Below are 24,618 nucleotides of genomic sequence, written 5' to 3'. Positions count from 1 at the left end.
GGCGGCGAACCCTTGTCATCCCCACCGGGAACCACAGACAAGGAGCTGCATCGTGACCATCACGCGCAAGACCATCACCAAGACCGCCCTCGGCCTCGTCGCCTCCGGCGCACTCGTCTTCTCGCTCGCCGCCTGCTCGATGGACGACACCTCGTCCGACGCCGGCTCGTCGAGCTCGTCCTCCGCCGCCGCGGAGCCCACGGCCGAGGCCACGCCGCTGGCGTCGCTGCCCGACCTGAGCAAGGGCGTCGACACCCAGGTCGCCGTCGACCAGTCCTTCGTCGACGCGCTCACCAGCCTCGGCCTGACCCCCGGCGTCGTCGGCACCGCGACCTTCACCGACGGCTCCTTCGCCTTCCCGATCACGGGCGGCAACGTCGACTACTACGACCCCGCCAGCGACGTCCGGCCCTACGTCCAGGGCGAGATCGACCACGACGGCTCCGGCCTGTCGCTGACCGCCGCCGACGGCACCGTCGTCGAGCTCACCGACTTCCGGATCGACCCGGGCGAGTCGAAGCTCTACGGCACCGTCACCGCCAACGGCACCGTCGCCGCCGAGGACGCCTACCTGTTCAACCTCTACGGCGGCTCGCTGAAGCCCCTGCAGACCGAGGGCGACAACGCGATCCTCGAGGGCACCACGGTGCACGTCAGCCCCGACGCGGCCGCGCTGCTGAACCAGACCTTCAAGACCGACGCCGTCCAGGACGAGATGCTCGTCGGCGTCGCGAAGATCACCGTCGCCACCAAGTAGCACCCGCCGTCGCCCTCCGGCGACGCACCCCACCCGGTCGACGACCCGACCGGTGGTTCCCGGAAGAGCCCCGCTGCGCACCGCGCAGCGGGGCTCTTCCGCGTGTGCGGGCGGGGTCGACGAACGGTGTCGAGTCGGGCTGTCAAGCACGTTTGGGACGGGATGTACCCCTCCGGCCCAACCCGGGCGCCGTGCGGGAGCGCCCGGTCGAGAGTGGCCGCAACCACAGAGCGGCCGCTCCCCCGGCGGCCGACCGACCATCCCGAGAGGTCTCGACATGAGCGACACTGACCACACCGACGGCACTCCGTCGACCCCCCTGTACGACCAGGCGGCCGGTTCGACGTCGTCCCTGGGCGACGTCACCGGTCAGGGCGACCCGTTCGACTCCGTCGTCGCGGGCACGTCCGCCCCGGGCGCCACCACGACCGGCACGGGCACGAGCTCCGGCTCCGGCTCCGCCGACTCGTCGGGCTCCGGCAAGGCCGACGCGGCCAAGGGCGAGGTGAAGGCCGTCGCCGGCGACGCGGCGGACTCCGCAGCAGGTCGCGGGCACCACGAAGGATCAGGCCGGCAAGGTCGCCTCCGAGGCGTCCGGCCAGGCGAAGCAGCTCTTCGGCCAGGCCACCTCCGAGCTGAAGGACCAGGCCGGCGCGCAGCAGCAGAAGGCGGCCGAGGGCCTCCACGCCGTCAGCCAGCAGCTGACCTCCATGGCCGACTCGAGCGACACCGGGCTCGCGCAGGACCTCGTCCGGAACCTCAGCGGCCGCGCCCACGGCGTCGCCAGCTGGCTCGAGGGCCGCGACCCCGGCACCCTGCTCGACGACGTCAAGCACTACGCCGCGCGCAAGCCCGGCACCTTCATCGCGATCGCCGCCGTCTCCGGCCTCTTCGCCGGACGCGTCGTCAAGGCGCTGACGGCCGAGGCCAAGAGCGAGCACGCGAGCGACGCGGGCTCGACGGGCACCGGCACCGCCTCGACGACGCCCGCGGGCGTGACGAGCCGCACCGCGCCTCCGGCCGGCGACGCGACCATCACCGGCCCCGTCGCGGGCGAGTACGACGTCGTCACCGAGGGCGACGTGCCCGGCTTCGGCACGACCACGAGCTCCAGCACCCCGGGCACCTTCCCGGGCGAGGGGGCGACGCGCCCGTGACCGACGCCACCTTCCCCGGCGGCGGCGTGCCCGCCGGCGGGCCCACCCCCGGCGTGCCGGACCCGGAGGAGCGTGCGGCGACGTCGTCGCTGGGCGACCTCCTCGGCAGCGTCACGAGCGACATCTCCACCCTCTTCCGCCAGGAGGTCGACCTCGCCAAGGCGGAGCTGACCGAGTCGGCCAAGAAGGCGGGCAAGGGCGCCGGCATGTTCGGCGGAGCGGGCCTCACCGGCCTGTTCGCCCTGCTCTTCCTGTCGCTGGCCGCGATGTGGAGCCTCGGCGAGCTGATCGGCCTGGGCTGGTCGTCGCTGATCATCGCCGTCGTCTACGCCGTCGTCGCGCTCGTGCTGTTCACGCGCGGACGCAAGGAAGTCAAGGACATCACGGGGGCGCCGAAGACGGCCGACTCCCTCAAGAAGATCCCCGAGACCGTGAAGCCTGGAGGCCACTGATGAGCACCACTGACGAGAACAAGACCCCGGAGCAGATCCGGGCCGAGATCGAGCGCACCCGGGCGGGCCTCGGCTACGACGTCGACGCCCTCGCCGACAAGGTGAACCCGACGAGCATCGCCCACCGCCAGACCGACAAGGTCATGGGCAAGTTCAGCAGCGTCAAGGAGTCCGTCATGGGCACCGCGCACCACGGCACGAGCAGCGTCTCCGGCGCCGCGTCGGGCGCTGTCGACTCCACGAAGGACACCGTGCACCAGGGCGTCCAGACGGCGAAGGGCAACCCGCTCGCCGTCGGCCTGATCGCCTTCGGCGCCGGCTGGCTCCTGTCGTCGCTGATCCCCGCCTCGGACAAGGAGCAGGAGCTCGTCGCCCAGGCGAAGGAGCAGGCCGGCCCCGCCGTCGACGCCGTCAAGGGCGCCGCGCAGGACGTCGCGCAGAACCTCAAGGAGCCGGCGCAGGAGGCGTTCGCCAGCGTCAAGGACACCGCCCAGGAGGCGGCGGGCACCGTCAAGGACGAGGCCCGGTCGGCCGCGGGCGACGTGAAGGACAGCGCGCAGCAGTCGAAGGACACGGTCCAGGGCGCGTAGCGACCCGGCTCCGCCGACGAGGTGGCCCGCCCCGCCCTCCCCACCACGGTGGGGGAGCGGGCGGGCCACCTCGTCCGGGTGCGCGGCGTGCGTCGCGCGTGGCGCCGCAGCGAGGTGACGCGTCCTGGGCCCTCGCGTGCCCGCAAGACCCAGCAAGCGTCACCTCGATGGTGGTCGCGCGGACGCAGCGACGCCCTGCCTCGCGGGAAGCGTGTGCACATCGCGAGGCAGGGCGTCGGGCAGCGTCGGGGGGACGACGCCACCGGGGCACCGCCGGGGGGAGCGGTGCCGGTCAGGGGCTCGGCTAGCGGCCGAGGACGATCGACCCGGTCTGGGTGCGGATCGTCGAGGTGTGGGTGGCCAGGCGACCGAACTGCGCGCGGACGTAGCGGCCGAGCGAGGTGCGCGGCACCGACGGCGAGACGTACGACCCGACGAGGCGCTCGGCGCCGCGGGTCGACGACACGTAGCTGCCGACCGGCTCGTCGCGGCGAGCGGTGCTGGTGTACTGGCCGCCCAGCGGGAAGGGCTGGGCGGGGGCGGCGGTGCGGGTGTGGTTCGTGCTCATGGGGGCCTCCTCGGCGTGCGGGGCGGCGAGGCGGCACCGTCGGGTCGGGTGGCGTTCCTCGTCACCGTCGGCGTTGCCTCTACCCTAGCCCTAGTTTTGAATCATTCAAGACAACGACCGAACTGCACAGCGAGACCCCAGGAACCCGCGCCCGCCTCGTGGGCGCACGGGGGTCGACGCGAGTCCCGGGGAGGCGCGACTAGCGTGGGGCGGTGACCGCGCCGACCCAGCCCCGAGCCCCTCGTGAGACCCGCTCCTTCGCCCCGCCGAGCGGGCCCGTCGTCGGCCTCGTCGACGGCGACGTGGTGCGGGTGCTCGGCGTGCCGTACGCGGAGGCCGAGCGCTTCGAGGCTCCCCGACCCGCGACTCCTGCGGTCGACGCCGACGGCCGGGCCGTGCCCTACGAGGCCTTCTCGCGCGCGCCCGCCTCGCCGCAGCTCTCGTCGCGCACGCTCAGCGCCCTGATCGAGGGCGCGAGCGACGGCATGGTCGACTCCGAGCGGTGCCAGGCGCTGTCGATCACGCTGCCCGCCGACCTCGAGCCGGGGGAGTCGCTGCCGGTGATGGTGTGGATCCACGGCGGCTCGTACGTGACGGGCGCCGGCGACCTCGGCGTCTACGACCCTAGGGCGCTCGTGGCCGAGCAGCGCGTCGTCGTCGTGACGGTGACCTACCGCCTCGGCATGCTGGGCTTCTACGGCGACGGCGCCTCGGTGCCCGCCAACCTCGGGCTGCTCGACCAGGTGGCCGCCGTGCGCTGGGTGCACGAGAACGTCGCGGCGTTCGGCGGCGACCCCGACCGCGTGACGCTCTTCGGCCAGTCGGCGGGCGGCGACTCGGTCGCCCACCTGATGATCAGCGAGGGTGCCCGGGGCCTCTTCCGCCGCGCGATCGTGCAGAGCGCGCCGCTCGGCATCACCCGCGGCCGCTCGCGCATGAACCGAGCCATGGTGGAGGCGGTGGGGACCCCGCCCCGGAACGCCCCCGTCGCGCAGGTGCTCGCCCTCCAGGCCGCGGCCGAGAAGGCCGCCCGCCGGTTCGGCCTCCGCGGGGGCATGGCGTTCGGGCTGCAGTACGGCCAGGCGCCCCTGCCCGCCGAAGCCGACCGGGAGGCCGCGTGGCGCGAGGTCGCGCCCGACGTCGACCTGCTGATCGGCTCGACCAGCGAGGAGACGGGCCTGTTCTTCGCGTTCGTGCCGGCGCTGGAGCGCCTGGCTGCGCTGCCCGTCGTCGGGCGGGTCTTCCGGCGGCTGCTCGTCGGCGCGACCACCCACGCGATCTACGGGCGCGACGCCCGCGCGTTCGCGGCGCGGCACCGGGCGGCCGGCGGCCGGGCCGTCCGCTACGAGCTCACCTGGGCCCCGGAGGGGGCCGTCTTCGGCGCGGCGCACGTGACCGACGTGCCGCTGCTGCTCGGCGGCGTCGACAGCTGGGGGCACACGATGCTCGTCGGCGACGCCGACTGGGCCGACGTCGACCGCCGCGGGCGGCGGGTGCGCCAGATCTGGGCCGACTTCGCCCGCACCGGCACGGTCGCGGCGGACGCGGGGGCGGGGCTGCAGGGGACGATCCGCCTCTTCCGGAGCTGACCTGCAGCAGCCTCCCGCGCCTCCTGCGCCTCCTGCGCCTTCTGCGCCTCGCGCGTCTTCTGCGCCTCGCGCGTGACGAGGTCGTGGGCCGGTGCCCCCGCACCGGCCCCCGACCCCGGGCCGACCGCCCCCCGGCGGCCGACCACGGCCCGGCGCCCCCGCGCCGAGCCGGGTCTCGTCAGCCGCGCCTCGCCGCGGCGATCACCTCGGCAGCCGGCACGAGCTGCTGGAAGCCGTCCGGGGCCGTCGGGGCGGACTGGCTGAACACCTGGACCCAGGTGTCGGCGACCACCATGTCGATGACGCAGCCACTTCGGCCCACCTCGGAGGAGCACGATCCTCGGGCGTCCTCAGCGCCGGCGACCGTGACCGGCGTGCCCGGCACGAGGGACTCGCGGAGGGCCCACGCTGCTCCGTCAGCCCACACCGCCTCGACCGCGTAGAGACCGTCCAGCTGCTGGTCCTGGACGACCCAGGTGCAGATCGGTGCGTCGAGCTGCGTCAGCTCGATGCCGGTGGAGACGGCGTCGGTGGCCAGCTGGTCGGTCGGTTCGTCGAGCGGTCCCGCCCCGACGGCGGGAGCCAGTGCCGCTGCCGAGGGCAGGCCGTCGCACCCGGTCACACCCCAGGTCGACGTCGGCACCCGCCACGGTGCCGGCGGCGTCCGGGCCTCCAGCAGACCCGCGAGCGCCGCGGCGGCGGGTCGGAGCGTGTCCGCGGTCGGCGCTGCGACGTAGCCGCCCGCCGAGGCCGCGCGGAAGTCGTAGGCTCCGACCTCCATCCACCAGGGTCCGACCACCACGGAGCTGCGGCACGCACGGTCCATGTCCGGGTCACACGCGACGGCGGACGCGTCGCCCACCCCGAGTTCGGACAGGCCGGACTGGCGCAGGCCCGAGATCCACTCGAGGCCACGAGGTCCCTGCGGGACGATCGTCACGGAGAAGCCGCTCAAGGGCCCGGACGTGCTCACGTCACCCTCGACCCAGGTGCACCGGAGGGCACCTTCCTGCAGGTACTCCGCAGTGTAGGGAGCGAGGGGCACCTCCTCCACGGACGCCCCCGGCACGACCTCGTCGACCCCGATCTGGTCGCCGAGCGTCGCGCAGTCCACGTCGTACGCGGGCCGCGGCACCGGGTCCTGCTCGGGCGCGGCCGGAGTGAAGGTCGGGGTCGCCGTCGCGCGCGGCGTCGCCGAGGGCTCCGGGGTGCTCGTCGGCGAGGCCGGCGCGGCCGCCTCGAACGGCGAGGGCAGCACGAGCGCCAGGGCGCCCGAAGCGCCGCCGATGCCGAGCAGCGCCACGAGGCCGAGGGTGAGGCCGAGGTGCCGGCGGGCCCACGGGCGGGGCTTCGCGGGGGGCTCGGTCGCCGCTCGCTGCAGCACCTGCTGCTTCATCGAGACGAGCATGCGGTTCAGGTCGTCACCGACGGGGGGCTCAACGTCCATCGTTCGTCACCGCCTTCCTGAGTCGGGCGCGGCTCCGGCTCACCCGTTGGGTGAGGGAGCCGACGCTGATGCCGAGCGCCTTCGCGGCCTCGGCGTAGGAACGTCCCTCGATGAGGCACAGCTCGATGACCTGCTGGTCGAGGGGGCTGAGGGCGTCGATCTCGGCGCGCACCCAGCGGAGCCGCTCCCGCGCCTCGGCCGCGTCCTCCTGGTCGAGGTCGGCGAGGTCGAGCGGCAGCTCGTCGGCGGAGTCACGGACCCGCTTGCGACGGAGGTTCATCGCGTGGTTGCGGCACGCGACGAGCAGCCAGGGCAGCAGCGACCCGTCGTGCAGCACGATCTCGGCCGACCGTCGCCACATCGTGACGAGCGTGTCCTGCACGACCTCCTCGACGTCCATGCGGCTGTCGACCAGTGCCCACGCGTACCGGGTCACGGCCGGCGCGTAGCGGTCGAAGATCGTCGACAGCGCGTGCCGGTCGCCCGTCGCCGTGCGTCGTACGAGATCGGAGTCGCTCTCCGTCGTCAGGTCCATGTCCACCCCCCTCACCTAGGAATGTCGCCGGAGGACGGATCCTGACGAACTCGTGCAGATCTCTTCAGCAGGCCCTGTGGGAGGCGCGGTGCGCACCCGGCCCCGCCCGCGCCTCCGGCGCTCAGGTGAACTGGATCGGCGTGCCGACGGGCAGCGTCGCCAGCGCCTGCGTCATCGCCGCCGACACCCGGACGCACCCGTGCGAGGAGCCGGTGGGGTCGGGGTAGTAGTGGATCGCCGTCAGCGCGGAGTTGCCGCCGTAGCCCGCCAGCAGCGGCGAGTGCGCGCCGGTCAGCGCGATCGGCTGGCCCTGCGTGTAGCCGATGCTCGGGTCGACGTAGTTGGCCTCCATGTAGGTGGCCGTCCCGGCCGGCGTGGGGTCGTCGGGGGAGCCGAGGCGAGCGACCTCCTGGGCCGAGACCGCGCCGTCCTGGTCGAGCACCGAGATCACCGAGCTGGCGTTGTCGACGAGCATCGACTGCGTCGCGGGGCTGAGCGTGAAGTCGGCCGCTCGTGCCCACGCGAACGTCGCGCTCGGGGCGGCGGCGACCCCGCCGTCGCCCGGCGTCGCGCTGCGGGCGGGCGTCGAGATGAGCACCATGCCCCCGTCGAGGCCCGGGCTCGTGCCCCAGACCGCGGTGGCGGCGGGGCGGTTCAGCGTCGGGACGGTGGCGCCGAACGTCGCGACCGGGGCCGCGTCGGCCGAGGGGCTCGCGTAGAGGGCGACGAGCGCGGCTCGCGGGGTCGCGATCGTCCACTGGTTGGTCGGCGTGAGGTCGCCGCCGTCGAGCAGCTCGGGCACGACCGCGTCGAAGAACGCGAGCGGGAGCGCGGCCAGGGCCTCGGGCGAGGGAGGCGCGGGCACGGCCGCCGGGGCCGGCGCGGCGGTGGGGCTCGGGCTGGGCGTCGGCGCGGCGGCGGGCGCGGAGGTCGGCGCGGCGGCGGGCTCGCCGCGGGTCACCGCGACCGCGACGGTGCCCGCGGCGACGAGGGCCAGCGCGGCGGCGCCGGCGAGGACGGCGGTGCGGCGGGGGAGGCGGCGGGGTGCGGCGGCGGGAGTGGAGGCGGCCGCGGGCGTGCCGGCGTCGGAGGTGCCTGCCGCGACGGTGCCGGCCGCGGGGGCGGCCTCGGGCGTGCCGGCGTCGGCCGGCCGGCCGGGGCCGTGCGGGGCGGGGGGCGTCGCGTCCGGTGTCTCGTCCACAGTGCGTCCAGTCTGCCCGGCGAGGGGCCGCTCCGGGCAGAACGAGAGTGATCTGTGATCTCGACCCGCGACTCCCGCGTCCCTGCGCTCCTCCGGCGCGGATCCCTCTCAAATTTGAGAGGGCGCCTACCGGGCGAGCGCGGTCAGCTCGGCTCGGGTCGCGGCCCCGGCCTTCCGCAGCAGGTTCGAGACGTGGAACTTCACCGTGTTCTCGCTGATGCCGAGTGCCTGGGCGATCGACCGGTTGCGCGCCCCCGACGCGACGAGCCGCAGCACCTCGCGCTCGCGCGGGCTGAGGGCGACCGACTCGTCGAGGCTGCCCGGCTCCGCGGGCGGGTCGAGGGGCAGCGTCACGGCGACGTCGCTGCCCCACCCCGGCGTCGACGCCACGTCGAGCGAGCCGTCGAGCGCCGCGACCCGCTCGGCGATCGGCCGCAGCGAGTCGTCGTGCACCGTCAGCTCGCCGGCCCCGTCGTCGCGGATGCCGATCAGCAGGTTGAGCCCGTCGCAGTCCCACTGGATCCGCACCCGGCTCGACCGCCCGGAGTCGACGAGGGCGAGCACGGCGCTCCGCACGATGGCGCGTGCGGCGTGGGCCACCTCGCCGGGCAGGGCCCGGCCGGTCGCGGGCGGCTCGACGAACTGCACGTCGAGGTCGCCGAACCGCACGAGGGGCCGCAGGTCGTTCCGGAGGCGCGCGAAGGCCCCGACCACCGGCTCGAGCAGCAGCGAGCGCTGCTGGTCGGTCTCGGTGCGGATCTCGACCATCGCCGAGGCCGCGATCTCGGTCGCGAGCGTCCGGGCGGCGCGATCGTCGAGCCGGGTCGAGCGGAGCGTCGCGAGCAGCGACTCGAGCGTGAGGGCCTGTCGGTCGACGAGGTCCGACACGGCCCGCGCGTGCTCGACGACGAGGGCCCGGCTGGCGGGGGAGGGCAGCGGCAGGTCGTCGTCGGTCACCCGCCCGACCCTACCCGCGCCTCCCCGACCTACCCGTTCGGGCAGGTCGCCCCCACCGGACGGACGGCCCCGGGGAGGCGCGGTGCGCGTAGACCAGGAGCCATGCCTCCCGCAGACACCGCCGACCGCCCCGACGCCGCCGTCCCCTCCGTCGCGCTCGACCTCGTGCGCGCCGAGGTCGACCGGGCCGTCCGTGCCGTCGTCGACACCGACCCCGACGGCCTCGCCGCCGTCGCCGACCTGCTCTCCGGGGCGCGCCGCGTCTTCGTGCACGGAGCCGGCCGCTCGGGCCTGGCGCTCCGCATGACGGCCATGCGCCTCATGCACCTGGGCCTCACCGTCCACGTCGTGGGCGAGGTGACCGCGCCGGCGATCGGCGAGGGCGACGTGCTGCTCACGGCGAGCGGCTCGGGCACCACCGGCGGCATCGTCGGCGCGGCCCAGTCGGCCGTCGACGCCGGGGCCCGCGTCGCCGCGGTCACCACCGACGACTCGTCGCCCCTCGCCGAGGTCGCCACGGCCGTGCTGATCGTGCCCGCCGCCGACAAGCTCGACCGCTCGAGGGCCGCCTCGGCGCAGTACGCCGGCGGCCTCTTCGAGCAGGTCGTCGTGCTGGTCGGCGACGCGCTGTTCCACGCCCTCTGGCAGCGGTCGGGCCAGAGCGCCGACGACATGTGGCCCCGCCACGCCAACCTCGAGTAGCCGCACCGCGCCTCCTCGACACCCCCTCACCCCACCACAGAAGGAGCACCACATGAAGCTGCAGTTCGCCATGGACACCCTGACCACCGACGCCGCCCTCGAGCTGGCGGCCGCCGCCGCCCCGAGCGTCGACATCATCGAGCTCGGCACCCCGCTGATCAAGGCGGAGGGCTTCCGCGCCATCACCGCGATCAAGGAGGCGCACCCCGACAAGATCGTGTTCGCCGACCTCAAGACGATGGACGCCGGCGAGCTCGAGGCCGACGAGGCCTTCAAGGCCGGTGCCGATCTGGTCACCGTGCTCGGCGTCGCTGGTGACAGCACCATCGCCGGTGCCGTCAAGGCCGCGAAGGCGCACGGCAAGGGCATCGTCGTCGACCTGATCGGCGTCAGCGACAAGGCCGCCCGCGCCAAGGAGGTCGTCGCGCTCGGCGCCGAGTTCGTCGAGATGCACGCCGGCCTCGACGAGCAGGCCGAGGAGGGCTTCACCTTCGAGAAGCTGCTCGAGGCCGGCCGCGCCTCGGGCGTGCCGTTCTCGGTCGCCGGCGGCGTGAAGGCCGCGACGGTCGGCTCCGTGCAGGACGCCGGCGCGCAGGTCGCCGTCGCCGGTGCCGCGATCTACTCGGCCGACGACGTCGCCGGTGCCGCCGCCGAGATCCGCGCCGCGATCAAGTAACGGCACCACCGCCTCCTCGCTGACGAACCCCGTCCTCGCCGAGGAACCACGCCGCGGCGTGGTTCCCGTGCGAGGACGGGGTTCGTCGTGGGCCGACGGCGTCCTAGCCTGGGGCGATGACCGAGCCGACGCCCGCCCCCGCGACCCCGCCCGCGCCTCCCGAGCCCGGCATCTACCGCCACTTCAAGGGCGCCCTCTACGAGGTCGTCGGCACCGGGCGGCACAGCGAGACCGAGGAGCCGCTGGTCTTCTACCGCAAGCTCTACGACGACTACTCGTTCTGGGTGCGCCCCCTCGCCGACTTCGTCGCGCACGTGACGCGGGGCGAGCACGACGGGCCCCGGTTCACCCGCCTGCACTGAGCTGACCCGGGCACATTCCGACCTGGGCATGTGCCGCGAGGTCGAGACCGCACAGGGGTTTGCCAGGAAGCCGGTCGGTCCCGTTCAGGCCGGGCGTGCATGCTTGCCGCTTCGTCTGCGCGTACGCCCTGTCCCCCGCGGGAGCGCGGACGAACGAACGGGCCCTGAGCCCTGCCGCACCACCGACCCCGTCACGCCGACGCGTCCTCGCGCCGTCTCGCCCGAACCTCGGGAGCCTGCCCCCGCAGGCCGGAGACGCCGTGCCCCGAGATCCGGAGGGACCGTCCGACACCGCCACCGCGGTGATCGCCCCCGTGTGACGCGTGCCCGCTCCCTCGAGGAGCACCCGGAGCCCCTCCGGAGGCGCGGGTCGGCCGAGCATTGGACGACATGACCTCCGAGAACACCAGCGCCACCGTGCCCGCCGAGGGCACGAGGCCGACGGCCCCCGCCGCGGCCGCCCCCACCCGCCGCGAGCTCGCCTCCGCCCGTCGCCGCACCGCTCGTCGCCGCACGATCGCGATCGGCTCGATCGCCGCGGTCGCCCTCGTGACCGGCTCCGGCTTCGCCCTCGTGAACCGCGCTCCGTCGGCCGAGGCCGTCGCCGCCGCGCACGCCGCCGAGACCGAGAGGCAGGAGGACGCCATCGCGTCGGCCCTCGCCGACGCCCAGGCGAAGGCGACTCTGGACGCCGCGTCGCAGGTCGTCGCGTCGTCGCAGGGCAAGGTCGACGCGTCGGCCCTGCAGACCAGCGTCGCCTCGCTCGCCGACTACGAGTCGCTCGACGCCGACACGCTCGCCGACCGGGTCGCCGCGACCGTCGACAGCGCCCGCACGGTGCAGTCCGCCGCCGCCGAGGCCGACCGCCAGGCCGACGCCGCAGCCGCCGCCGCCGCAGCGGCCGCCGCCCAGGCGGAGGCCGACCGGCAGGCCGCCGCCGCCGCGCAGGCCGCCGCCGACGCCGCCGCGGCCCTCGCCGCGCAGAACACGCCCGCCGGTGCCAAGGCCACCGCGCAGGCCCTCGCCTCGTCGAAGTACGGCTGGGGCAGCGACCAGTACGGCTGCCTCGTGAACCTCTGGACCAAGGAGTCCGGCTGGAACTACCAGGCCTACAACCCGAGCGGCGCGACCGGGATCCCGCAGGCCCTGCCGGGCAGCAAGATGGCCACGGCCGGCAGCGACTGGGCGACCAACGCCTCGACGCAGGTCGCCTGGGGCCTCGACTACATCAAGCGCGCGTACGGCACCCCGTGCAGCGCCTGGCGCCACAGCCAGTCCGTCAACTGGTACTGATCGGTCCGGCCTGACCCGCTCACGGCGGGGCGCCTCCCTCGGGAGGCGCCCCGCCGTCGTCGTCCCGTCCGGCGCCGGCTCGGCGTGCGGGGCTCGGGAGTCGGCGGGCGAGTGCGACCCCGCCGGGCGACCGTGACGGCCCGCCCCGGTCGCACCCGCCCGCCCGGCGTCGACCCTCAGTCCTGCGGCGGGATGGTCTTGAACTCGTCCTCCTCGCGCGGCACGGGCACGAGCGAGGTCGGGGCCGGGCCGGGCTCCGACGCGCCGTCGCCGGGGGAGGCGGGCACGGTCACGGTCGGCGCGGGCGTGGGCGCGGGCGTCGCGGGCTCGGGAGTCGCGGTGGGGCTGACGGGGCTCGGCGTCACCTCGACGACCGGCTCGTCGTCGCCGCAGCCGGCGAGCACGACGGCTCCGAGCGCCGCCGTCAGCAGCACGGTCGCGACCTTCGCCTGTCCCCTCATGCGCCGAGCCTACGCACCCGCCGGGGGAGAGGTCGAGGAGGCGCGGGTCGCCCGGACACTGTCCGGTCGCCCTGGGCAGGATGGGCGCATGACCCCGCCGGAGCCCCGCGACGACGCCGAGGCGCGTCGTGCGGCGCGACCCGAGGCGCTGCCCTGGACGCTGCGGACCGCCAGCGCCGCCGACGTGCACGACATCGCCGTGTTCCAGACCGAGACGTGGCGGGAGGCCTACCGCGACGTCGTCGACCCGGCCTACCTCGCGGCCGTGGGCGTGCCCGAGAGGGTGGCCTCGTGGGGCCTGCGCGTCGCCTCGCCGGCGCGGCACGTGGTGGTCGCCCGGGTGCGCGACGCCGCGGGGGACACCTCAGGCGACGACGCTGACGACACCCCGGGCGACGATGCACGGGGCCCCTCGGCCGACGACGCGCGCGGCGAGGTGGCCGGCGTCGTCAGCTGGGCGCACGGCGACCTCCGCCACGACCCGTTCGACCTCGACCTCGTCGAGCTGACGACCCTCTACGTCGGCGCCGCCCACCGCGGCGGCGGCCTCGCCGACGCCCTCCTGCGGGAGGCGCTGGGCGATGGTGCCGCCTACCTCTGGGCCTTCGAGCGAAACGCCCGGGCCCTCGCGTTCTACGCCCGGCACGGGTTCGTCGCCGACGGCACGCGCAAGCTCGACGTGCCGACCGGAGCGTGGGAGCGGCGACTCGTCCGCCCGCCCCGCCCCGCGCCCGGAGGCGTGAGCTAGGACCGGAGCCCGCACCGCGCCTCCCGCAGGCTAGGCCCGCGCCGACCAGCTCGCACCCACCAGCCCGCGCCGACCAGCCCGCGTCAGACGGCCGCGACCAGCGTCCAGGCCCCGCCGTCGCGGCGCAGCACCCGGCCGCCGAGGACGTCGGCGAGCTCGCCGACCGTCGCCTCGACCACGGCGCCGACCGCCACCGCCACGTCGTCGTCGGGCGAGGTGTAGCGCACGACGAGCTGGGGCTCGCCGCGGCTCAGCAGGATGTCGCGCGCCTCCACCGTCGTCAGCTCGGCCGCGGCGTCGGCGGCGCGGGGCAGCAGCTCGTCGGGGCGGGAACCGGGGCGCAGGGTTCCCACGGAGAGGGCGACGCGGTACGAGGGCATGCCCCGATCCAACCGCCGACCCCTGACAGCCGTGCCGCGAGGATGTCGGTCACCGGCACCGGCACCGCGGCCCCCCCCCGCGGAGGCGCGGGTCAGCCCAGCGCGGAGGCCGCGTCCCCCGCGGCGACGGCCGCGCCGCCGAGCGGAGGCTCGGGGACGACGCGCATGCCCGTGGTCGTGGTCGCCGTCGCGAGCATCGCGTCGACCCACGCGCGGTTGATCGCGGCCATGCGGCTGCCGGCGTAGACGAAGCGGAGCGGGATGGACTCGTGCACCCAGAGCACGTGGCGCCCCTGGCCCGAGCCGTCGGCGTCGCGCCAGGTGAGGGAGAAGCTCTCGTGCCGGCGCAGCTTCGCGACGACGGCGAGCTGGAGGTGCGCGAGCGTCCGGTCGTCGATGTCGACGGCCGTGCGGTCCGACCCGTAGAACAGTGTCCCCAACGTGCTCCTCCTCAGCTCACTACGGTAGATGCCCGCCCCGGCATGGACGGCTCCGGACCCGACCCCTTGACACCGCCGAGACCCCCGCGCTGGTGCCTCGGACGGCGTGTCACGAGCCCGTGACGGGGCCGACACGTGCCCGACCCCGGGGCCTGGCATCATCGGCGCATGCGCCGAACCGCCACCGCCCACCTCGACCTCGACGTGGCGGGCCCCGCCGAGCTCGTCCTCTCGATCGCCGCCGCGCGCCTGCCGGGCACGGAGCTCGACGAGCAGCTCGTCGTCACGCTCGACGGCGAGCCCGTCGACGTGCGCGAGGTCGACGACCGCCACGGCACGCGGCTGCACCTCTGCGAGGTGGGCCCCGGCACGGTCGTCGTCGACTACCGGGCCACCGTGACCGGCCACGCCGACGCCCCCGAGCGCGACGAGATCGACCTCGTCCGCTACCGGCGGCCGAGCCGCTACTGCGAGTCGGACACCCTCGCCCCGACCGCCCGCGCCGAGTTCCGGGGCCTCGAGGGGCGCGGGCTCCTGGCCGCGGTGAGCTCGTGGGTGGGCGCCCAGCTGGCGTACGTCCCGGGCGCGAGCGCCCCGACCGACGGCGCCGTCCAGACGCTGCTCGACCGGCGGGGCGTCTGCCGCGACTACGCGCACCTCGTCGTCGCCCTGCTGCGGGCGCTCGACGTGCCCGCCCGACTCGTGTCGGTCTACGCACCCGGACTCGCGCCGATGGACTTCCACGCCGTCGCCGAGGCCTGGGTCGACGGGGCGTGGCACGTCGTCGACGCCACGGCCCTCGCCCCGCGGCAGACGCTCGTGCGCATCGCGACCGGGCGCGACGCGAGCGACACCGCGTTCCTCTCGAGCTACGGCGCCTACGTGGGGCTGCGGTCGATGACGGTCACCGCGGTCGCGGACGAGCTGCCGCGCGACGACGTCACCGCCTTCGTGACGCTCGGCTGAGCGCGGCGGCCGACCCCCTCAGGTCGTCAGCGGCGGCGGCAGCGGCGGCGGCAGCGTCCGCGCCCCGGACCGTCGGCGGCCCGGAGCCGGCGATCGCCCGCGACGCCGGCTCAGTCGCGCCCGGCCTGCGGGTCGTCGGCGTCGTGGGCGAGCTCGGCGCCCTCCTCGGAGCGCTCGGCGGGCTCGTCCTGCAGGGGCCCCGCGGGCCACGACGACGGCCCGGCCGAGCCGGCCGGGTACTCGTCGAGGGCCACGACCCCGCTCGACCAGGCCTGCACGACCGGCGTCAGGATGCGCCAGCCCTCCTCGGCGGAGTCGCCGCGCACCGACAGCGTCGGGTCGTCGTCGAGGATGCCCTCGAGCACCTCGCCGTAGGCCGTCAGGTCCGACGCGCCGAAGACGGCCTTCAAGGAGGCGCGGGAGAGGTCGTACGCGTCGCCCGGCCCGTTCACGTTCAGCTCGAGCGACATCTCGTCGGGGCTGATCGCGATGCGCAGGCGGTCGGGCTCGCCGCCGCCGACGAACTCGCGCGGCACGTGGGCCGGCGGGCGGAAGGTGATGACGATCTCGCGGCGGCGCGAGGCCAGCGCCTTGCCCGAGCGGAGCAGGATCGGCACGCCGGCCCAGCGCCAGTTCTGCACCTCGACGACGACCTCGGCGAGCGTCTCGGTCTCGAGCGACGGGTCGACGCCCTGCTCGTCGGCGTAGGCCGGCAGCTCGCGGCCGTCGACCGAGCCGGCGCCGTAGCGGGCCCGGCGGGTGTGGCGCGTCGCGTCGTCCTGCCAGATGCGGGTGGCGCGCAGCACCAGCTCCTTCTCGTCGCGGAGGTCGGCGGCGGTGAGGGTCGCGGGCGCGTTCATCGTCAGCACGGCCATCACCTGCAGCAGGTGGCTCTGGATCATGTCGACCATCGCGCCGGCGTGGTCGTAGTAGCGGGCGCGGTTCTCGAGCGCGAGCTCCTCGTCGTAGACGATCTCGACGCTCTCGACGTGCTGGTTGTTGAGCATCGGCTCGATGAGGCGGTTCGCGAAGCGGAGCCCGAGCAGGTTCAGCACGGTCGACCGGCCGAGGAAGTGGTCGACGCGGTGCACCTGGTCCTCGGGCACGAGCTTCAGCACCGAGCGGTTGAGCGCCTTCGCCGACGCCAGATCGGTGCCGAAGGGCTTCTCGAGGGCGAGGGCCGTGCCGTCGGGCAGGTCGACCTCCCGCAGCGCCGCGCAGGCCTTCTCGGTGATCGCCGGCGGCAGGGCGAAGTAGATCGAGGGCGGCGAGTCGCAGGCCTCGAGGAGCGTGCGCAGCCCCTCGGCGCCGGTCACGTCGGCCGTGACGTACCGCGTCGACTCGAGCAGGGCGTCGACGGCGGGGCCCGAGGCGTCGACCGACGCGAACGAGTCGCGCACGCGCTGGGTCCACTCCTCGGCGGTGTACTCCTCGACGCCGGCGCCGATCAGCTGCACGCGACGCTGGGGCTCGTGGGCGAGCAGCCCGCCGAGGCCGGGCATGAGGAGGCGCGAGGCGAGGTCTCCGCTCGCCCCCAGGATCAGCAGGGTCGCGGGGCCGTGGGCCGACGAGCCGGCCTTGGCGGCCGTCTCGGTGTTCGCAGTCGTCATGTCGTGCACGCTAGACCGCCGGGTCAGGCGCGGCGCGTCGGCCGCACCGACACCACCTCGGCGGTGGCGCCGTGCGGCAGGTCGACGACGAGCCGCACCGCGTCCGCGACCGACCCCGGCTCGAGGTAGAGCGCGGTGTCGTAGCGCCCGCCCTCCTTCTCGACGAGCTCGCGCTGCATGTCGGTGTCGACGCGGCCCGGGTGCACCGAGCTGACGCGCACCCCGTGGGGGCGCTCCTCCTCGCGGAGGGCGTCGGTGAGGGCGCGCAGGGCGAACTTGCTCGCGGCGTAGGTGCCGCCGCCGGTGCCGGCCATGAAGCCGGAGCCGCTGTTGATCGCGACGACCGTGCCCTCGGCGGCCCGGAGCGCGGGGAGCAGCTGGCGGGTCAGCTCGGCGACGGCGAAGACGTTGACCTCGAAGACGCGGCGCCAGTCGTCGCGCGTCGTCGACTCGACGGTGTCGCCGCCGATCACGCCGGCGGCGTGCACCACGACGTCGAGGCGGTCGAGCTCGGGGGCGGCGAAGGCCGGCCCTGAGAGGTCCGCGACCCAGGCCGAGGCCGACGGGAGCGACGCGACGACCGCGCGCACCGCCTCCTCGTCACGGCCGTGCACGACGACGTGGTGGTCGCGGGAGAGGTCGCGGGCGACGGCGAGGCCGATGCCGCGGGTGGATCCGGTGACGAGGGCGGTCTTCATGCGGCCAGTCTGCCGCGGGCCCCCGACGGCGGGCCCGCCGCGACCTGATCCGCGCCAGTTCCCCTGATACGTGTGGATACCTGAGGCAGGGTATCGCAAGGTATCTCAGCTCAGGAGGAACGCCGGTCCCGCGCCGACAGCCTCACTTGAGCGGGTCGTTGCCCCAGTTCATCAGCGACCAGCGCCACTTCGTGTCGGTCACGTCGCCGTCCGGGCGCTGCTTCGAGTGCCGCGCCACGTAGCCGTGCACCTTGGCCATGTGGGCCCAGTCGTCGTCGGTGAGGTCGGCCTTCTTCGTGTGCAGGATGCGCACGATGTGCCGGCCGCTCTCGTGCCCGACCGACTCGCCGCCGGGCTCGGAGTGCTGCCCGACCTCCTTCGACTCGTCGGTCTCGAGCCACGCCTCCAGCTCCGACGCGGTCATCGTCACGTCGTCGTGGAAGTCGTCCCAGGTCGTCTGCCGGTCGTCGTCATCAGCCATGCTCCGACACTGCACCCGTGGCGGCGGCCTGTCCGCGCCGGGTGTCGTGTCGACGCCCCGGATAGATGACGGCTACGGCTTGACGACGGGGATCGGGCCGGTGAGCTGGGGCACCTCGCGGTCGCTGAGCAGCCAGTGCTCGCCGGAGGCGGTGATCAGGAAGGCGAGGGGCCCCGGTCGGCAGACCACCAGGGCGCCGCCGGACTGGTGCAGCACGCTGTCGAGGGCGCCGCCGAGGTCTCGGTCGTCCTCCGAGCCGGCGGAGGAGAGGACGGCGCAGCGGCCCTCCGCCCCCATGGCGGTCAACAGGCGGCGGAGGCCCTCGGGGTCGCCGAGGGAGGGGGCGACGCTGTGGGCGGCGGCCATGTCGACCCAGTCGGTCGACTCGGTGAGCGCCGCGAGGCGGTCGGGCGACGGGTCGGTGTCGCCGACGGCGAGCGACCGCAGGTCGTCGCGGCGGTCGGGGGCCGCGAACGCGTCGAGCGCCGCGATGACAGGCTCGGGGAGCAACGCCACGGGAGTCCTCCTCAGGTCCGGAGCGACCATCCTCCCACTCCGGGAGGGGTCTCGTCTCCGTCGCATGGCCGAGGAGGCGGGGGTCGCCTCGTCGCTACAGTGGAGCGACCCTGCGCCCCGACCGGACGGACCGACGATGACCTTCCCCTCCTACCCGGGCCAGCCCGGCAGCGACGACCCCCGCCAGGGCCTCGGTCAGCAGCCCGCGTACGGCCAGCAGCCGTGGGCGGGCCAGCCGAACTCGTACGGGCCGCCGGCCCCGCAGCGCACCGACGCCGACCCGTCGACGCCGTACATGTGGGCGATCGCCGTCACGCCGCTGCTCAGCCTCCTGACCCTCGCCTTCGTCGACATCTCGTCCTACCTCGACGAGAGCCTCCGCCTCGCCGAGGCCGGCAGCACCGCGACCCCCTCGTCGCCCGGCATGCTCCTGGCCCAGCTCGTCAGCTGGGGCCTCTACGCCCTGACCGTCGTGCTGGCCTTCTTCGACTGGCGCGCGCTGAAGCGCCGCGGCGTCGACCGTCCCTTCGCGTGGCCGTGGGCGTTCCTCAGCGTCGTCTACGTCATCGGCCGTGCCGTCGTGGTGAAGCGCCGCACCGGGCGGGGCGTGGCACCGATGGTCGTGTACCTCGTCCTGAGCGTCGTGAGCGTCGTCGTGTCGGTCATCATCGTGGGTGCGGCGCTCGCCGAGTTCCTGCCCCAGGTGGCGGAGATGACCCCGGCTCCCTGACCCCGGTCACCCGACCCGCGACTCCTCAGGTCTCCGCGCCTGCGAAGATGACCGGGTGAACGCCGCCCCGCAGCCCGCCCTCGGTCTCCTCCTCGACGTCGACGGGCCGATCGCCAGCCCCGTCACCCGCAGCATCGCGCTGCCCGAGATCACGCGCGACCTCGTCGTGCTCGCCGCGGCGGGCACGCCGGTCGTGTTCAACACGGGCCGCTCCGACGCCTTCATCCGCGACGAGGTCGTCGGCGAGCTGATCGCCGCCGGCCTCCCCGCGGGGGCCCGGGTGCACGCGGTCTGCGAGAAGGGCGCGTCGTGGTTCTCGATCGGGCCCGAGCACGGACCGGCGGGCATGAGCGAGGTGCAGGTCGACGCGAGCCTCGCGATGCCCGCGGACTTCGCCGACGAGATGGAGGCGCTCGTCGCGAGCGACTACGCCGACCTCGTCTTCTTCGACCGGACGAAGCGCGCGATGGTCTCGATCGAGCAGCTGACGACCGTCGAGTCGGCCACCTACCTGGCCCGCCAGCGCGACTTCGACGAGAGGGCGATGGAGGCGCTGACCCGCCGCGGCGCCGGGGTGCGCCGTCTCGACGACGTGCGGCCCGACGCCGCCGGCGCCGTCCAGTGGCGGGTCGACCCCACGATCATCTCGACCGACATCGAGTCCGTGCGGCTCGGCAAGGACCTGGGGGCGGAGCGAGCCCTCGAGCTGCTCGCCCTCGACGGCCCCGCACCGCTCGCCTGGCGCACCGTCGGCGACTCGCGGAGCGACTACGCGATGGCCGACTGGCTGCACGAGCACGGCCACTCCGTCGCCCACGTCGACGTGCGGCCGGCCGACGGCGTCCCCGTGAAGCCGTACGCCGTGCTGACGAGCGCCTCCGGCCTCATCCACGACGAGGCGGGCGCGGAGTTCCTCGCCGGCTGGGCGGGCGCGCTGTAGCCGTCACGCTCGTCGACACGGCGGCCGCACGCCGGGCCTCGTCCCCCGCGGGCAGGAGGCCCCCCGGGCGCGGCCGGACTGACGTGCCGGTAGCGTCACGGTCATGGGGATCTGGTCTCGGCTCGTCGGCGCGGCGTCGAGCGACGTGCCCGCGGAGCTCGTCGTCGTCGTCGACCGGGAGAGCGTGTCGATGGGCGACGACGCCCGGACGCACCGCCGCGAGCTGCGGGTCCCGGCCGGGTCGCTCGTGAGCGACGTCGTCGAGCGCAGCAGCCCCGACGTGCGCGCGCAGGGCTGGTCGTGGGTGGCCGTCGTCGACGGCACCGTCGTCGCCGTGTGGTCGGTCGACCACGGCGTCGCCCTGCTCGTCCCCGACGGGCCCCTCACCGCGCCGGACCCCTCCGGGGTCGTCCAGGTGCGCTTCCGCTACCTCGGCCAGCTCGACCCGGCGTGGCTGCACGCGCGCCTCGCCGAGGGCGCGCCGCTCGACCAGGACGCGCTCGACGCCGAGTACGCCCCGACCGCCCGGGCGGTGCTCGAGCGCGAGCGTCGCGAGCGCGAGGCCTCGACGACCGTGCGCCTCCTGGGCCCGACGTCCGTTCGGGCGCTGGAGCGCCTCGGGGCCGTCGTCGACCTCCACTCCGACGAGCTCTGCCGGTTCGACGTCGGCGGCGTCGCCTGGCATGTCGAGCTCCGCGACACCATGACGGTCGTCTTCGGCCGGGGGCACCGGTCGCCCCTCGCGTCGCTGCGCCCGGTCGGCCTCGCGGAACGCTGGGTGCTGGCGGCCCTCGCCGTCGACCGGCGCGTCGCCGACGGCCTCGACCCGCTGCCCGACGCGCCCGTGCGAGCCCGGGCCGAGCCGGTCGATCTCATGGTCGCGGGCAGGGCCCGTGCCGTCGAGGGCTCGTCGGGCGCGGCCGTCGCGCAGCTGGCGGACGCCGGCGACGTCGGGCCGCTCGACCTCGTCCTGGGCCGAGACCTCGACGAGGTGGTCGCCCTGTTCGGCCTCGCCGGCCCGGGCGCCTGAGGCACCCGTCACCCTGTCGTCGCCGCGCGGCGAGGCACCCGGTGCGCCGGTGCGCCCGGGGGACACCGCAGGGGGTGACGTCGTCACCCGGACGGGTGACAATCCGGGCGAGCGGAGCGGGCGTCAGGCCCGGCAACCCGGGGCAGTCGCCACCCGGACGGGGGACATGCCCCCCGTCCGGGGGGCTAGTGTGCTCCGAACGCCCCTGTACTGTTCATCGAAGTCGACGTGCGGTCCCCCGAAAGGCCCACACGACGACCGGGCCACCCTGCAGCCGGACCACCCCTCCGGCCGACACCCCCTGGTGCCCCCACGGACGACCAGCACGACCGGCCGTCCGACGTGCCCCCGCCCCGGGGCCGTCGCCCCTCGTCGCCGGAGTCGCCGACGCACTTCACCGGACGTCCGGCGCGCTCACCCCGCTCCAGTCGCCCGGTCTCCCCAGCCCGAACCTGGAGAAGCACACGCATGTCCCGAACCATGCGCGACGTCCCGCGCACCCCCGGCACGACCGACGAGAGCCCCCGCCACGGCGGCGGGCCCGACGACACGCACGACACAGCCTCCCGAGCCGTCGTGCGGCACCTGACACCCGACGTCGTCGAGCCCGCCGCCCGCACCCGCCGACCCGTGTCGGCGCAGCGTGAGGCCGTCCGCTCCCGGGCGGAGGGCACGCGCAGCCACAGCCCCGTCATGGTGCTGCTGGTCCTGGTCGCGACCCTGGGCATCCTGCTCTACGCGCAGTTCCTGCTGAACCCCAGCAACCGCGGCGACCTGCTGCCCTACTCGATGATCATCGTCGCAGAGGCGATCCTCGTCGTGCAGGCGCTGCTGGCCATGTGGACGATCCTCTCGGGCGGTCAGGACCCCCGCGACTTCGACTTCCACGCCACGCAGGACACGCTCTTCGACGAGGCCGAGATCGAGCGACGCGGCCTCGAGGGCACCCCGCACCTCTGGCCGATGGTCGTCGACGGCCGCGAGGTCACGGTCGACGTCTTCATCACCGTCTACGGCGAGGAGCTCTCCAAGATCGCGACGACGGTCAAGGCCGCGCTGGCGCTCCGGGGCGCCCACCGCACGTGGGTCCTCGACGACGGCCGGAGCGACGAGGTCCGCGACCTCGCCGCCGCCCTCGGCGCCCGCTACATCCGCCGCCTGAGCAGCAACGGCGCCAAGGCCGGCAACGTCAACCACGCGCTGGCCATCGCCAAGGGCGACTACTTCGCCATCTTCGACGCCGACTTCGTGCCGAAGGAGGGGTTCCTGCTCGAGACGGTGCCGTTCTTCGTCGACGAGAAGGTCGCCTTCGTCCAGACCCCGCAGACCTACGGCAACCTGACGAGCCTCGTCAGCCGCGGCGCGGGCTACATGCAGACGGTCTTCTACAAGTTCATCCAGCCGGGCCGCAACCGCTTCAACGCCGCGTTCTGCGTCGGCACCAACGTCATCTTCCGCCGCGAGGCCATCGACGAGGTCGGCGGCATCGACACCGACTCCAAGTCGGAGGACGTCTGGACGAGCCTGCACCTGCACGAGGCCGGCTGGCGCTCGATCTACATCCCGCTGACCCTCGCCGTGGGCGACGCCCCCGAGACCATCGAGGCCTACAGCAAGCAGCAGCTCCGCTGGGCGACCGGCGGCTTCGAGATCCTCTTCCGCCACTTCCCGCTCAGCCCGCGCCGCCGCCTCACGATGGACCAGCGCCTCCAGTACTTCGTCACCGCGACGAACTACCTCACCGGCATCGCGCCCCTGCTGCTGCTGCTCGTGCCGCCGATGGAGATCTTCTTCGACCTCCGCCCGATGAACCTGCACATCTCGGTGCTGCAGTGGTTCCTCTTCTACGCCGGCTTCTACCTCATGCAGATCGTGCTCGCGTTCTACACGCTCGGGTCGTTCCGCTGGGAGGTGCTGATGCTCGCGTCGGTGTCGTTCCCGATCTACGTCAAGGCCCTCTGGAACGTGCTGAGCGGCAAGGACGAGGCGTGGAGCGTCACGGGGCGGGCCGGCAAGGTCTCGTCGCCCTTCAACTTCATCATCCCGCAGGTGCTGTTCTGGGTCTTCCTGTCGCTGACGAGCCTCGTCGCCATCGTGCGCGACGTCGACAACGGCGTGCTGACCCTGGCCACGGTGTGGAACCTCCTCAACACCGGCATCCTCACCGCCTTCATGGTGGCCGCCAGCCGCGAGGCCCGGGCCATCAAGCGCTACGCCCGTGCGGCGAAGCGCGGCGAGCTGCCCGAGCCCGAGGCCCTCGTGCTCCACGACGAGACGCCCTCCGCCGCCCCGACCCGCACCCAGGTGTCGCGGCCCGCCCCCCGCTCGGCGGAGGAGCTGCAGGAGCTGCGCGAGCTGCGCCACCTCGCCGACATGACCCCCAGTGACGACCCCGAGCAGGCCGCCCGCGACGACGAGCGCCACGCGATGCTCGTCGGCGCCCAGGCGCTCGCCACCCGACGCGGCCGCCGCGAGGCCGCCCGCCGCACCGACGACACCGACGGCTCGACCGCCGAGAAGCAGAAGCAGGAGGTCACCTCATGACCTGGATGAACCGACTCAAGCTCACCGCCGGGATCCTGGTCGTGCTGGTGCTCGTCGCCGGCTCGACGATGATCTTCACGCAGCGCCAGCAGCAGGCCATCAGCACCAGCGCCGAGATCGCGGCCCAGGAGTACTCCGTGGGCTCCGACTACAGCGGCACCATCACGCAGTCGTTCGTCGAGAACGGCGACACCGTGAAGGAGGGCGACACCCTCTTCGAGGTGCAGAGCCTCTCGCTGCTGCAGGACATCGACAAGGGCCTCGTCACCTACGACACGGCCACCTATTCGGTCGCGGCCGACGGCCTGCTCACCCTCAAGGCCGCCGTCGACGGCACGGTCGCCGACGTCACCCTCAAGGAGGGCAGCTTCGTGCAGGCCGGCGCCTCGCTCGCCACCATCGACAAGTCCGACACCCTGTTCGTCCGCGCCGACTTCGTGCTGACGCCCCGTGACTACGAGCGCATCGTGCCCGGCGCCGTCGTCGACCTCCAGCTGCCGAACCAGACCTCGGTCGTCGGCACCGTCTCCGAGGTGACCGTCGAGACCCAGGACGGCAGCGCCGAGACGACCCTCCAGGTCGCCAGCGACGAGCTCGTCCAGGGCTCCTTCGGCGGGCTCGTCAGCCCCGGCACGCCCGTCACCGCCAAGCTCCACCTCCGCGACGACGGCGTCCTCGCGGGCCCGACCGACGCCGTGCAGGGCTTCCTCCGACAGATCGGCATCTGACCATCAGCGCACGCACTCCCCGCCCCGCCGCCTCCCGCCTCCTCTCGGGCGTCGCCCTCG

At 74.5% G+C, this 24,618-nt stretch carries 29 protein-coding genes; 16 read left to right on the top strand and 13 right to left on the bottom strand.

Annotated elements, in window-relative coordinates; genetic code table 11:
- Positions 1-52 precede the first annotated feature (52 nt).
- Positions 53-757: a hypothetical protein gene (locus F1C15_RS08100; protein ID WP_255465085.1), complete on the top strand. Its 705-nt coding sequence runs from the start codon at positions 53-55 to the stop codon at positions 755-757.
- Positions 758-1,126: 369 nt separating this feature from the next.
- Here F1C15_RS08100 and F1C15_RS16160 read toward each other — a convergent pair whose 3' ends face one another.
- Complete coding sequence (locus F1C15_RS16160; protein ID WP_255465084.1) at positions 1,127-1,255, bottom strand: hypothetical protein; 129 nt, start codon at positions 1,253-1,255, stop codon at positions 1,127-1,129.
- Between the two features lie 212 nt (positions 1,256-1,467).
- Here F1C15_RS16160 and F1C15_RS16155 point away from each other — a divergent pair, with 212 nt between their 5' ends.
- The 3 genes from F1C15_RS16155 to F1C15_RS08090 are packed head-to-tail and all read left to right on the top strand — an operon-like array spanning position 1,468 to position 2,956.
- Complete coding sequence (locus tag F1C15_RS16155; RefSeq protein WP_255465083.1) at positions 1,468-1,914, top strand: hypothetical protein; 447 nt, start codon at positions 1,468-1,470, stop codon at positions 1,912-1,914.
- Between the two features lie 26 nt (positions 1,915-1,940).
- Positions 1,941-2,366 (top strand): phage holin family protein, encoded by a 426-nt coding sequence (locus F1C15_RS16150; RefSeq protein WP_370543628.1) that lies wholly within the window; start codon positions 1,941-1,943, stop codon positions 2,364-2,366.
- Complete coding sequence (locus tag F1C15_RS08090) at positions 2,366-2,956, top strand: DUF3618 domain-containing protein (RefSeq protein ID WP_185230511.1); 591 nt, start codon at positions 2,366-2,368, stop codon at positions 2,954-2,956. The genes F1C15_RS16150 and F1C15_RS08090 overlap by 1 nt, the downstream gene beginning before the upstream one ends.
- 304 nt (positions 2,957-3,260) lie before the next feature.
- Here F1C15_RS08090 and F1C15_RS08085 read toward each other — a convergent pair whose 3' ends face one another.
- Positions 3,261-3,524 carry a hypothetical protein gene (locus F1C15_RS08085; protein ID WP_185230509.1) on the bottom strand — a complete coding sequence of 88 codons (264 nt, stop codon included), beginning with the start codon at positions 3,522-3,524 and terminating at the stop codon, positions 3,261-3,263.
- A 212-nt stretch (positions 3,525-3,736) separates the two neighbouring features.
- Between F1C15_RS08085 and F1C15_RS08080 the strand changes: the two genes are divergently transcribed.
- Positions 3,737-5,113: a carboxylesterase family protein gene (locus F1C15_RS08080; protein WP_185230507.1), complete on the top strand. Its 1,377-nt coding sequence runs from the start codon at positions 3,737-3,739 to the stop codon at positions 5,111-5,113.
- Between the two features lie 178 nt (positions 5,114-5,291).
- Here the strand turns inward: F1C15_RS08080 and F1C15_RS08075 are convergent, their stop codons facing one another.
- The 4 genes from F1C15_RS08075 to F1C15_RS08060 all read right to left on the bottom strand — a co-directional run bounded on the left by F1C15_RS08075 (position 5,292) and on the right by F1C15_RS08060 (position 9,253).
- Positions 5,292-6,560, bottom strand: a complete 1,269-nt coding sequence (locus F1C15_RS08075) for a hypothetical protein (protein WP_185230505.1) — start codon at positions 6,558-6,560, stop codon at positions 5,292-5,294.
- A complete protein-coding gene (locus F1C15_RS08070) occupies positions 6,550-7,095 on the bottom strand; it encodes an RNA polymerase sigma factor (protein ID WP_167260546.1) in 546 nt (181 codons plus the stop codon). Before F1C15_RS08070 ends, F1C15_RS08075 begins: the two co-directional genes overlap by 11 nt.
- Positions 7,096-7,216: 121 nt before the next feature.
- On the bottom strand, positions 7,217-8,296 hold the full coding sequence (locus tag F1C15_RS08065; RefSeq protein ID WP_185230503.1) for a L,D-transpeptidase: 1,080 nt from the start codon (positions 8,294-8,296) through the stop codon (positions 7,217-7,219).
- Positions 8,297-8,422: 126 nt separating this feature from the next.
- The gene (locus F1C15_RS08060; RefSeq protein WP_082514622.1) at positions 8,423-9,253 is read right to left on the bottom strand and encodes a LuxR C-terminal-related transcriptional regulator; all 831 of its coding nucleotides are present in this window, start codon (positions 9,251-9,253) and stop codon (positions 8,423-8,425) included.
- Positions 9,254-9,355: 102 nt separating this feature from the next.
- On the opposite strand from F1C15_RS08060, the gene hxlB reads away from it, so the two are divergent.
- From hxlB to F1C15_RS08040, 4 genes are all read left to right on the top strand, one after another.
- On the top strand, positions 9,356-9,955 hold the full coding sequence (gene hxlB, locus F1C15_RS08055) for a 6-phospho-3-hexuloisomerase (protein ID WP_185230501.1): 600 nt from the start codon (positions 9,356-9,358) through the stop codon (positions 9,953-9,955).
- Positions 9,956-10,007: 52 nt separating this feature from the next.
- On the top strand, positions 10,008-10,631 hold the full coding sequence (gene hxlA, locus F1C15_RS08050; RefSeq protein ID WP_167260538.1) for a 3-hexulose-6-phosphate synthase: 624 nt from the start codon (positions 10,008-10,010) through the stop codon (positions 10,629-10,631).
- 116 nt (positions 10,632-10,747) lie between these two features.
- Positions 10,748-10,993, top strand: a complete 246-nt coding sequence (locus tag F1C15_RS08045; protein ID WP_056057669.1) for a DUF1653 domain-containing protein — start codon at positions 10,748-10,750, stop codon at positions 10,991-10,993.
- A 390-nt stretch (positions 10,994-11,383) separates the two neighbouring features.
- Positions 11,384-12,286, top strand: a complete 903-nt coding sequence (locus F1C15_RS08040; protein WP_255465081.1) for a hypothetical protein — start codon at positions 11,384-11,386, stop codon at positions 12,284-12,286.
- A 176-nt stretch (positions 12,287-12,462) separates the two neighbouring features.
- Here F1C15_RS08040 and F1C15_RS08035 read toward each other — a convergent pair whose 3' ends face one another.
- Positions 12,463-12,747, bottom strand: coding sequence for a hypothetical protein (locus tag F1C15_RS08035; protein ID WP_185230499.1), 285 nt, complete (start codon positions 12,745-12,747; stop codon positions 12,463-12,465).
- A gap of 88 nt (positions 12,748-12,835) precedes the next feature.
- Between F1C15_RS08035 and F1C15_RS08030 the strand changes: the two genes are divergently transcribed.
- On the top strand, positions 12,836-13,495 hold the full coding sequence (locus F1C15_RS08030; RefSeq protein ID WP_185230497.1) for a GNAT family N-acetyltransferase: 660 nt from the start codon (positions 12,836-12,838) through the stop codon (positions 13,493-13,495).
- Between the two features lie 83 nt (positions 13,496-13,578).
- Here the strand turns inward: F1C15_RS08030 and F1C15_RS08025 are convergent, their stop codons facing one another.
- Together F1C15_RS08025 and F1C15_RS08020 are read right to left on the bottom strand one after the other, a co-directional pair.
- Positions 13,579-13,875: a hypothetical protein gene (locus tag F1C15_RS08025; RefSeq protein ID WP_185230495.1), complete on the bottom strand. Its 297-nt coding sequence runs from the start codon at positions 13,873-13,875 to the stop codon at positions 13,579-13,581.
- A 92-nt stretch (positions 13,876-13,967) separates the two neighbouring features.
- Positions 13,968-14,315 carry an ATP-dependent DNA ligase gene (locus tag F1C15_RS08020; RefSeq protein ID WP_185230493.1) on the bottom strand — a complete coding sequence of 116 codons (348 nt, stop codon included), beginning with the start codon at positions 14,313-14,315 and terminating at the stop codon, positions 13,968-13,970.
- Between the two features lie 168 nt (positions 14,316-14,483).
- Here F1C15_RS08020 and F1C15_RS08015 point away from each other — a divergent pair, with 168 nt between their 5' ends.
- Positions 14,484-15,281, top strand: coding sequence for a transglutaminase family protein (locus F1C15_RS08015; protein WP_185230491.1), 798 nt, complete (start codon positions 14,484-14,486; stop codon positions 15,279-15,281).
- 110 nt (positions 15,282-15,391) lie between these two features.
- On the opposite strand, the gene F1C15_RS08010 is transcribed toward F1C15_RS08015, so the two are convergent.
- The 4 genes from F1C15_RS08010 to F1C15_RS07995 form a co-directional block, all read right to left on the bottom strand.
- On the bottom strand, positions 15,392-16,891 hold the full coding sequence (locus F1C15_RS08010; RefSeq protein ID WP_185230489.1) for a glucose-6-phosphate dehydrogenase: 1,500 nt from the start codon (positions 16,889-16,891) through the stop codon (positions 15,392-15,394).
- Positions 16,892-16,914: 23 nt separating this feature from the next.
- Positions 16,915-17,589 (bottom strand): SDR family oxidoreductase, encoded by a 675-nt coding sequence (locus F1C15_RS08005; RefSeq protein ID WP_185230487.1) that lies wholly within the window; start codon positions 17,587-17,589, stop codon positions 16,915-16,917.
- Positions 17,590-17,731: 142 nt separating this feature from the next.
- Complete coding sequence (locus tag F1C15_RS08000) at positions 17,732-18,070, bottom strand: DUF3140 domain-containing protein (protein WP_056057644.1); 339 nt, start codon at positions 18,068-18,070, stop codon at positions 17,732-17,734.
- A gap of 72 nt (positions 18,071-18,142) precedes the next feature.
- Complete coding sequence (locus F1C15_RS07995) at positions 18,143-18,586, bottom strand: hypothetical protein (protein ID WP_056057641.1); 444 nt, start codon at positions 18,584-18,586, stop codon at positions 18,143-18,145.
- A 136-nt stretch (positions 18,587-18,722) separates the two neighbouring features.
- On the opposite strand from F1C15_RS07995, the gene F1C15_RS07990 reads away from it, so the two are divergent.
- The 5 genes from F1C15_RS07990 to F1C15_RS07970 all read left to right on the top strand — a co-directional run bounded on the left by F1C15_RS07990 (position 18,723) and on the right by F1C15_RS07970 (position 24,558).
- Positions 18,723-19,316: a hypothetical protein gene (locus F1C15_RS07990; protein WP_185230485.1), complete on the top strand. Its 594-nt coding sequence runs from the start codon at positions 18,723-18,725 to the stop codon at positions 19,314-19,316.
- Positions 19,317-19,371: 55 nt separating this feature from the next.
- Positions 19,372-20,256 carry a hypothetical protein gene (locus F1C15_RS07985; RefSeq protein WP_185230483.1) on the top strand — a complete coding sequence of 295 codons (885 nt, stop codon included), beginning with the start codon at positions 19,372-19,374 and terminating at the stop codon, positions 20,254-20,256.
- 103 nt (positions 20,257-20,359) lie between these two features.
- Complete coding sequence (locus F1C15_RS07980) at positions 20,360-21,286, top strand: hypothetical protein (protein WP_185230481.1); 927 nt, start codon at positions 20,360-20,362, stop codon at positions 21,284-21,286.
- A 468-nt stretch (positions 21,287-21,754) separates the two neighbouring features.
- A complete protein-coding gene (locus F1C15_RS07975; RefSeq protein ID WP_255465080.1) occupies positions 21,755-23,830 on the top strand; it encodes a glycosyltransferase family 2 protein in 2,076 nt (691 codons plus the stop codon).
- Complete coding sequence (locus F1C15_RS07970) at positions 23,827-24,558, top strand: HlyD family secretion protein (protein ID WP_185230479.1); 732 nt, start codon at positions 23,827-23,829, stop codon at positions 24,556-24,558. Before F1C15_RS07975 ends, F1C15_RS07970 begins: the two co-directional genes overlap by 4 nt.
- Positions 24,559-24,618 lie beyond the last annotated feature (60 nt).

Origin of the sequence: Frigoribacterium sp. NBH87, assembly GCF_014217665.1 — a bacterium.
Taxonomy (GTDB): domain Bacteria; phylum Actinomycetota; class Actinomycetes; order Actinomycetales; family Microbacteriaceae; genus Frigoribacterium; species Frigoribacterium endophyticum.
Note: the sequence above shows the minus strand (reverse complement) of the source record. Positions and strands in the feature narration are given on the sequence as shown.

Excerpts from the sequence above, each read along its gene's own strand:
- F1C15_RS08010 (WP_185230489.1), bottom strand. The coding sequence starts at position 16,891 with ATGACGACTGCGAACACCGAGACGGCCGCCAAGGCCGGCTCGTCGGCC.
- F1C15_RS08035 (WP_185230499.1), bottom strand. The coding sequence starts at position 12,747 with ATGAGGGGACAGGCGAAGGTCGCGACCGTGCTGCTGACGGCGGCGCTC.
- F1C15_RS08090 (WP_185230511.1), top strand. The coding sequence starts at position 2,366 with ATGAGCACCACTGACGAGAACAAGACCCCGGAGCAGATCCGGGCCGAG.
- F1C15_RS08030 (WP_185230497.1), top strand. The coding sequence starts at position 12,836 with ATGACCCCGCCGGAGCCCCGCGACGACGCCGAGGCGCGTCGTGCGGCG.
- F1C15_RS08015 (WP_185230491.1), top strand. The coding sequence starts at position 14,484 with ATGCGCCGAACCGCCACCGCCCACCTCGACCTCGACGTGGCGGGCCCC.
- hxlB (WP_185230501.1), top strand. The coding sequence starts at position 9,356 with ATGCCTCCCGCAGACACCGCCGACCGCCCCGACGCCGCCGTCCCCTCC.
- F1C15_RS08070 (WP_167260546.1), bottom strand. The coding sequence starts at position 7,095 with ATGGACCTGACGACGGAGAGCGACTCCGATCTCGTACGACGCACGGCG.
- F1C15_RS07990 (WP_185230485.1), top strand. The coding sequence starts at position 18,723 with ATGACCTTCCCCTCCTACCCGGGCCAGCCCGGCAGCGACGACCCCCGC.
- F1C15_RS07975 (WP_255465080.1), top strand. The coding sequence starts at position 21,755 with ATGTCCCGAACCATGCGCGACGTCCCGCGCACCCCCGGCACGACCGAC.
- F1C15_RS08045 (WP_056057669.1), top strand. The coding sequence starts at position 10,748 with ATGACCGAGCCGACGCCCGCCCCCGCGACCCCGCCCGCGCCTCCCGAG.
- F1C15_RS07970 (WP_185230479.1), top strand. The coding sequence starts at position 23,827 with ATGACCTGGATGAACCGACTCAAGCTCACCGCCGGGATCCTGGTCGTG.
- F1C15_RS08075 (WP_185230505.1), bottom strand. The coding sequence starts at position 6,560 with ATGGACGTTGAGCCCCCCGTCGGTGACGACCTGAACCGCATGCTCGTC.
- F1C15_RS08000 (WP_056057644.1), bottom strand. The coding sequence starts at position 18,070 with ATGGCTGATGACGACGACCGGCAGACGACCTGGGACGACTTCCACGAC.
- F1C15_RS16155 (WP_255465083.1), top strand. The coding sequence starts at position 1,468 with ATGGCCGACTCGAGCGACACCGGGCTCGCGCAGGACCTCGTCCGGAAC.
- F1C15_RS08040 (WP_255465081.1), top strand. The coding sequence starts at position 11,384 with ATGACCTCCGAGAACACCAGCGCCACCGTGCCCGCCGAGGGCACGAGG.
- F1C15_RS08085 (WP_185230509.1), bottom strand. The coding sequence starts at position 3,524 with ATGAGCACGAACCACACCCGCACCGCCGCCCCCGCCCAGCCCTTCCCG.
- F1C15_RS07980 (WP_185230481.1), top strand. The coding sequence starts at position 20,360 with ATGGGGATCTGGTCTCGGCTCGTCGGCGCGGCGTCGAGCGACGTGCCC.
- F1C15_RS08025 (WP_185230495.1), bottom strand. The coding sequence starts at position 13,875 with ATGCCCTCGTACCGCGTCGCCCTCTCCGTGGGAACCCTGCGCCCCGGT.
- hxlA (WP_167260538.1), top strand. The coding sequence starts at position 10,008 with ATGAAGCTGCAGTTCGCCATGGACACCCTGACCACCGACGCCGCCCTC.
- F1C15_RS08005 (WP_185230487.1), bottom strand. The coding sequence starts at position 17,589 with ATGAAGACCGCCCTCGTCACCGGATCCACCCGCGGCATCGGCCTCGCC.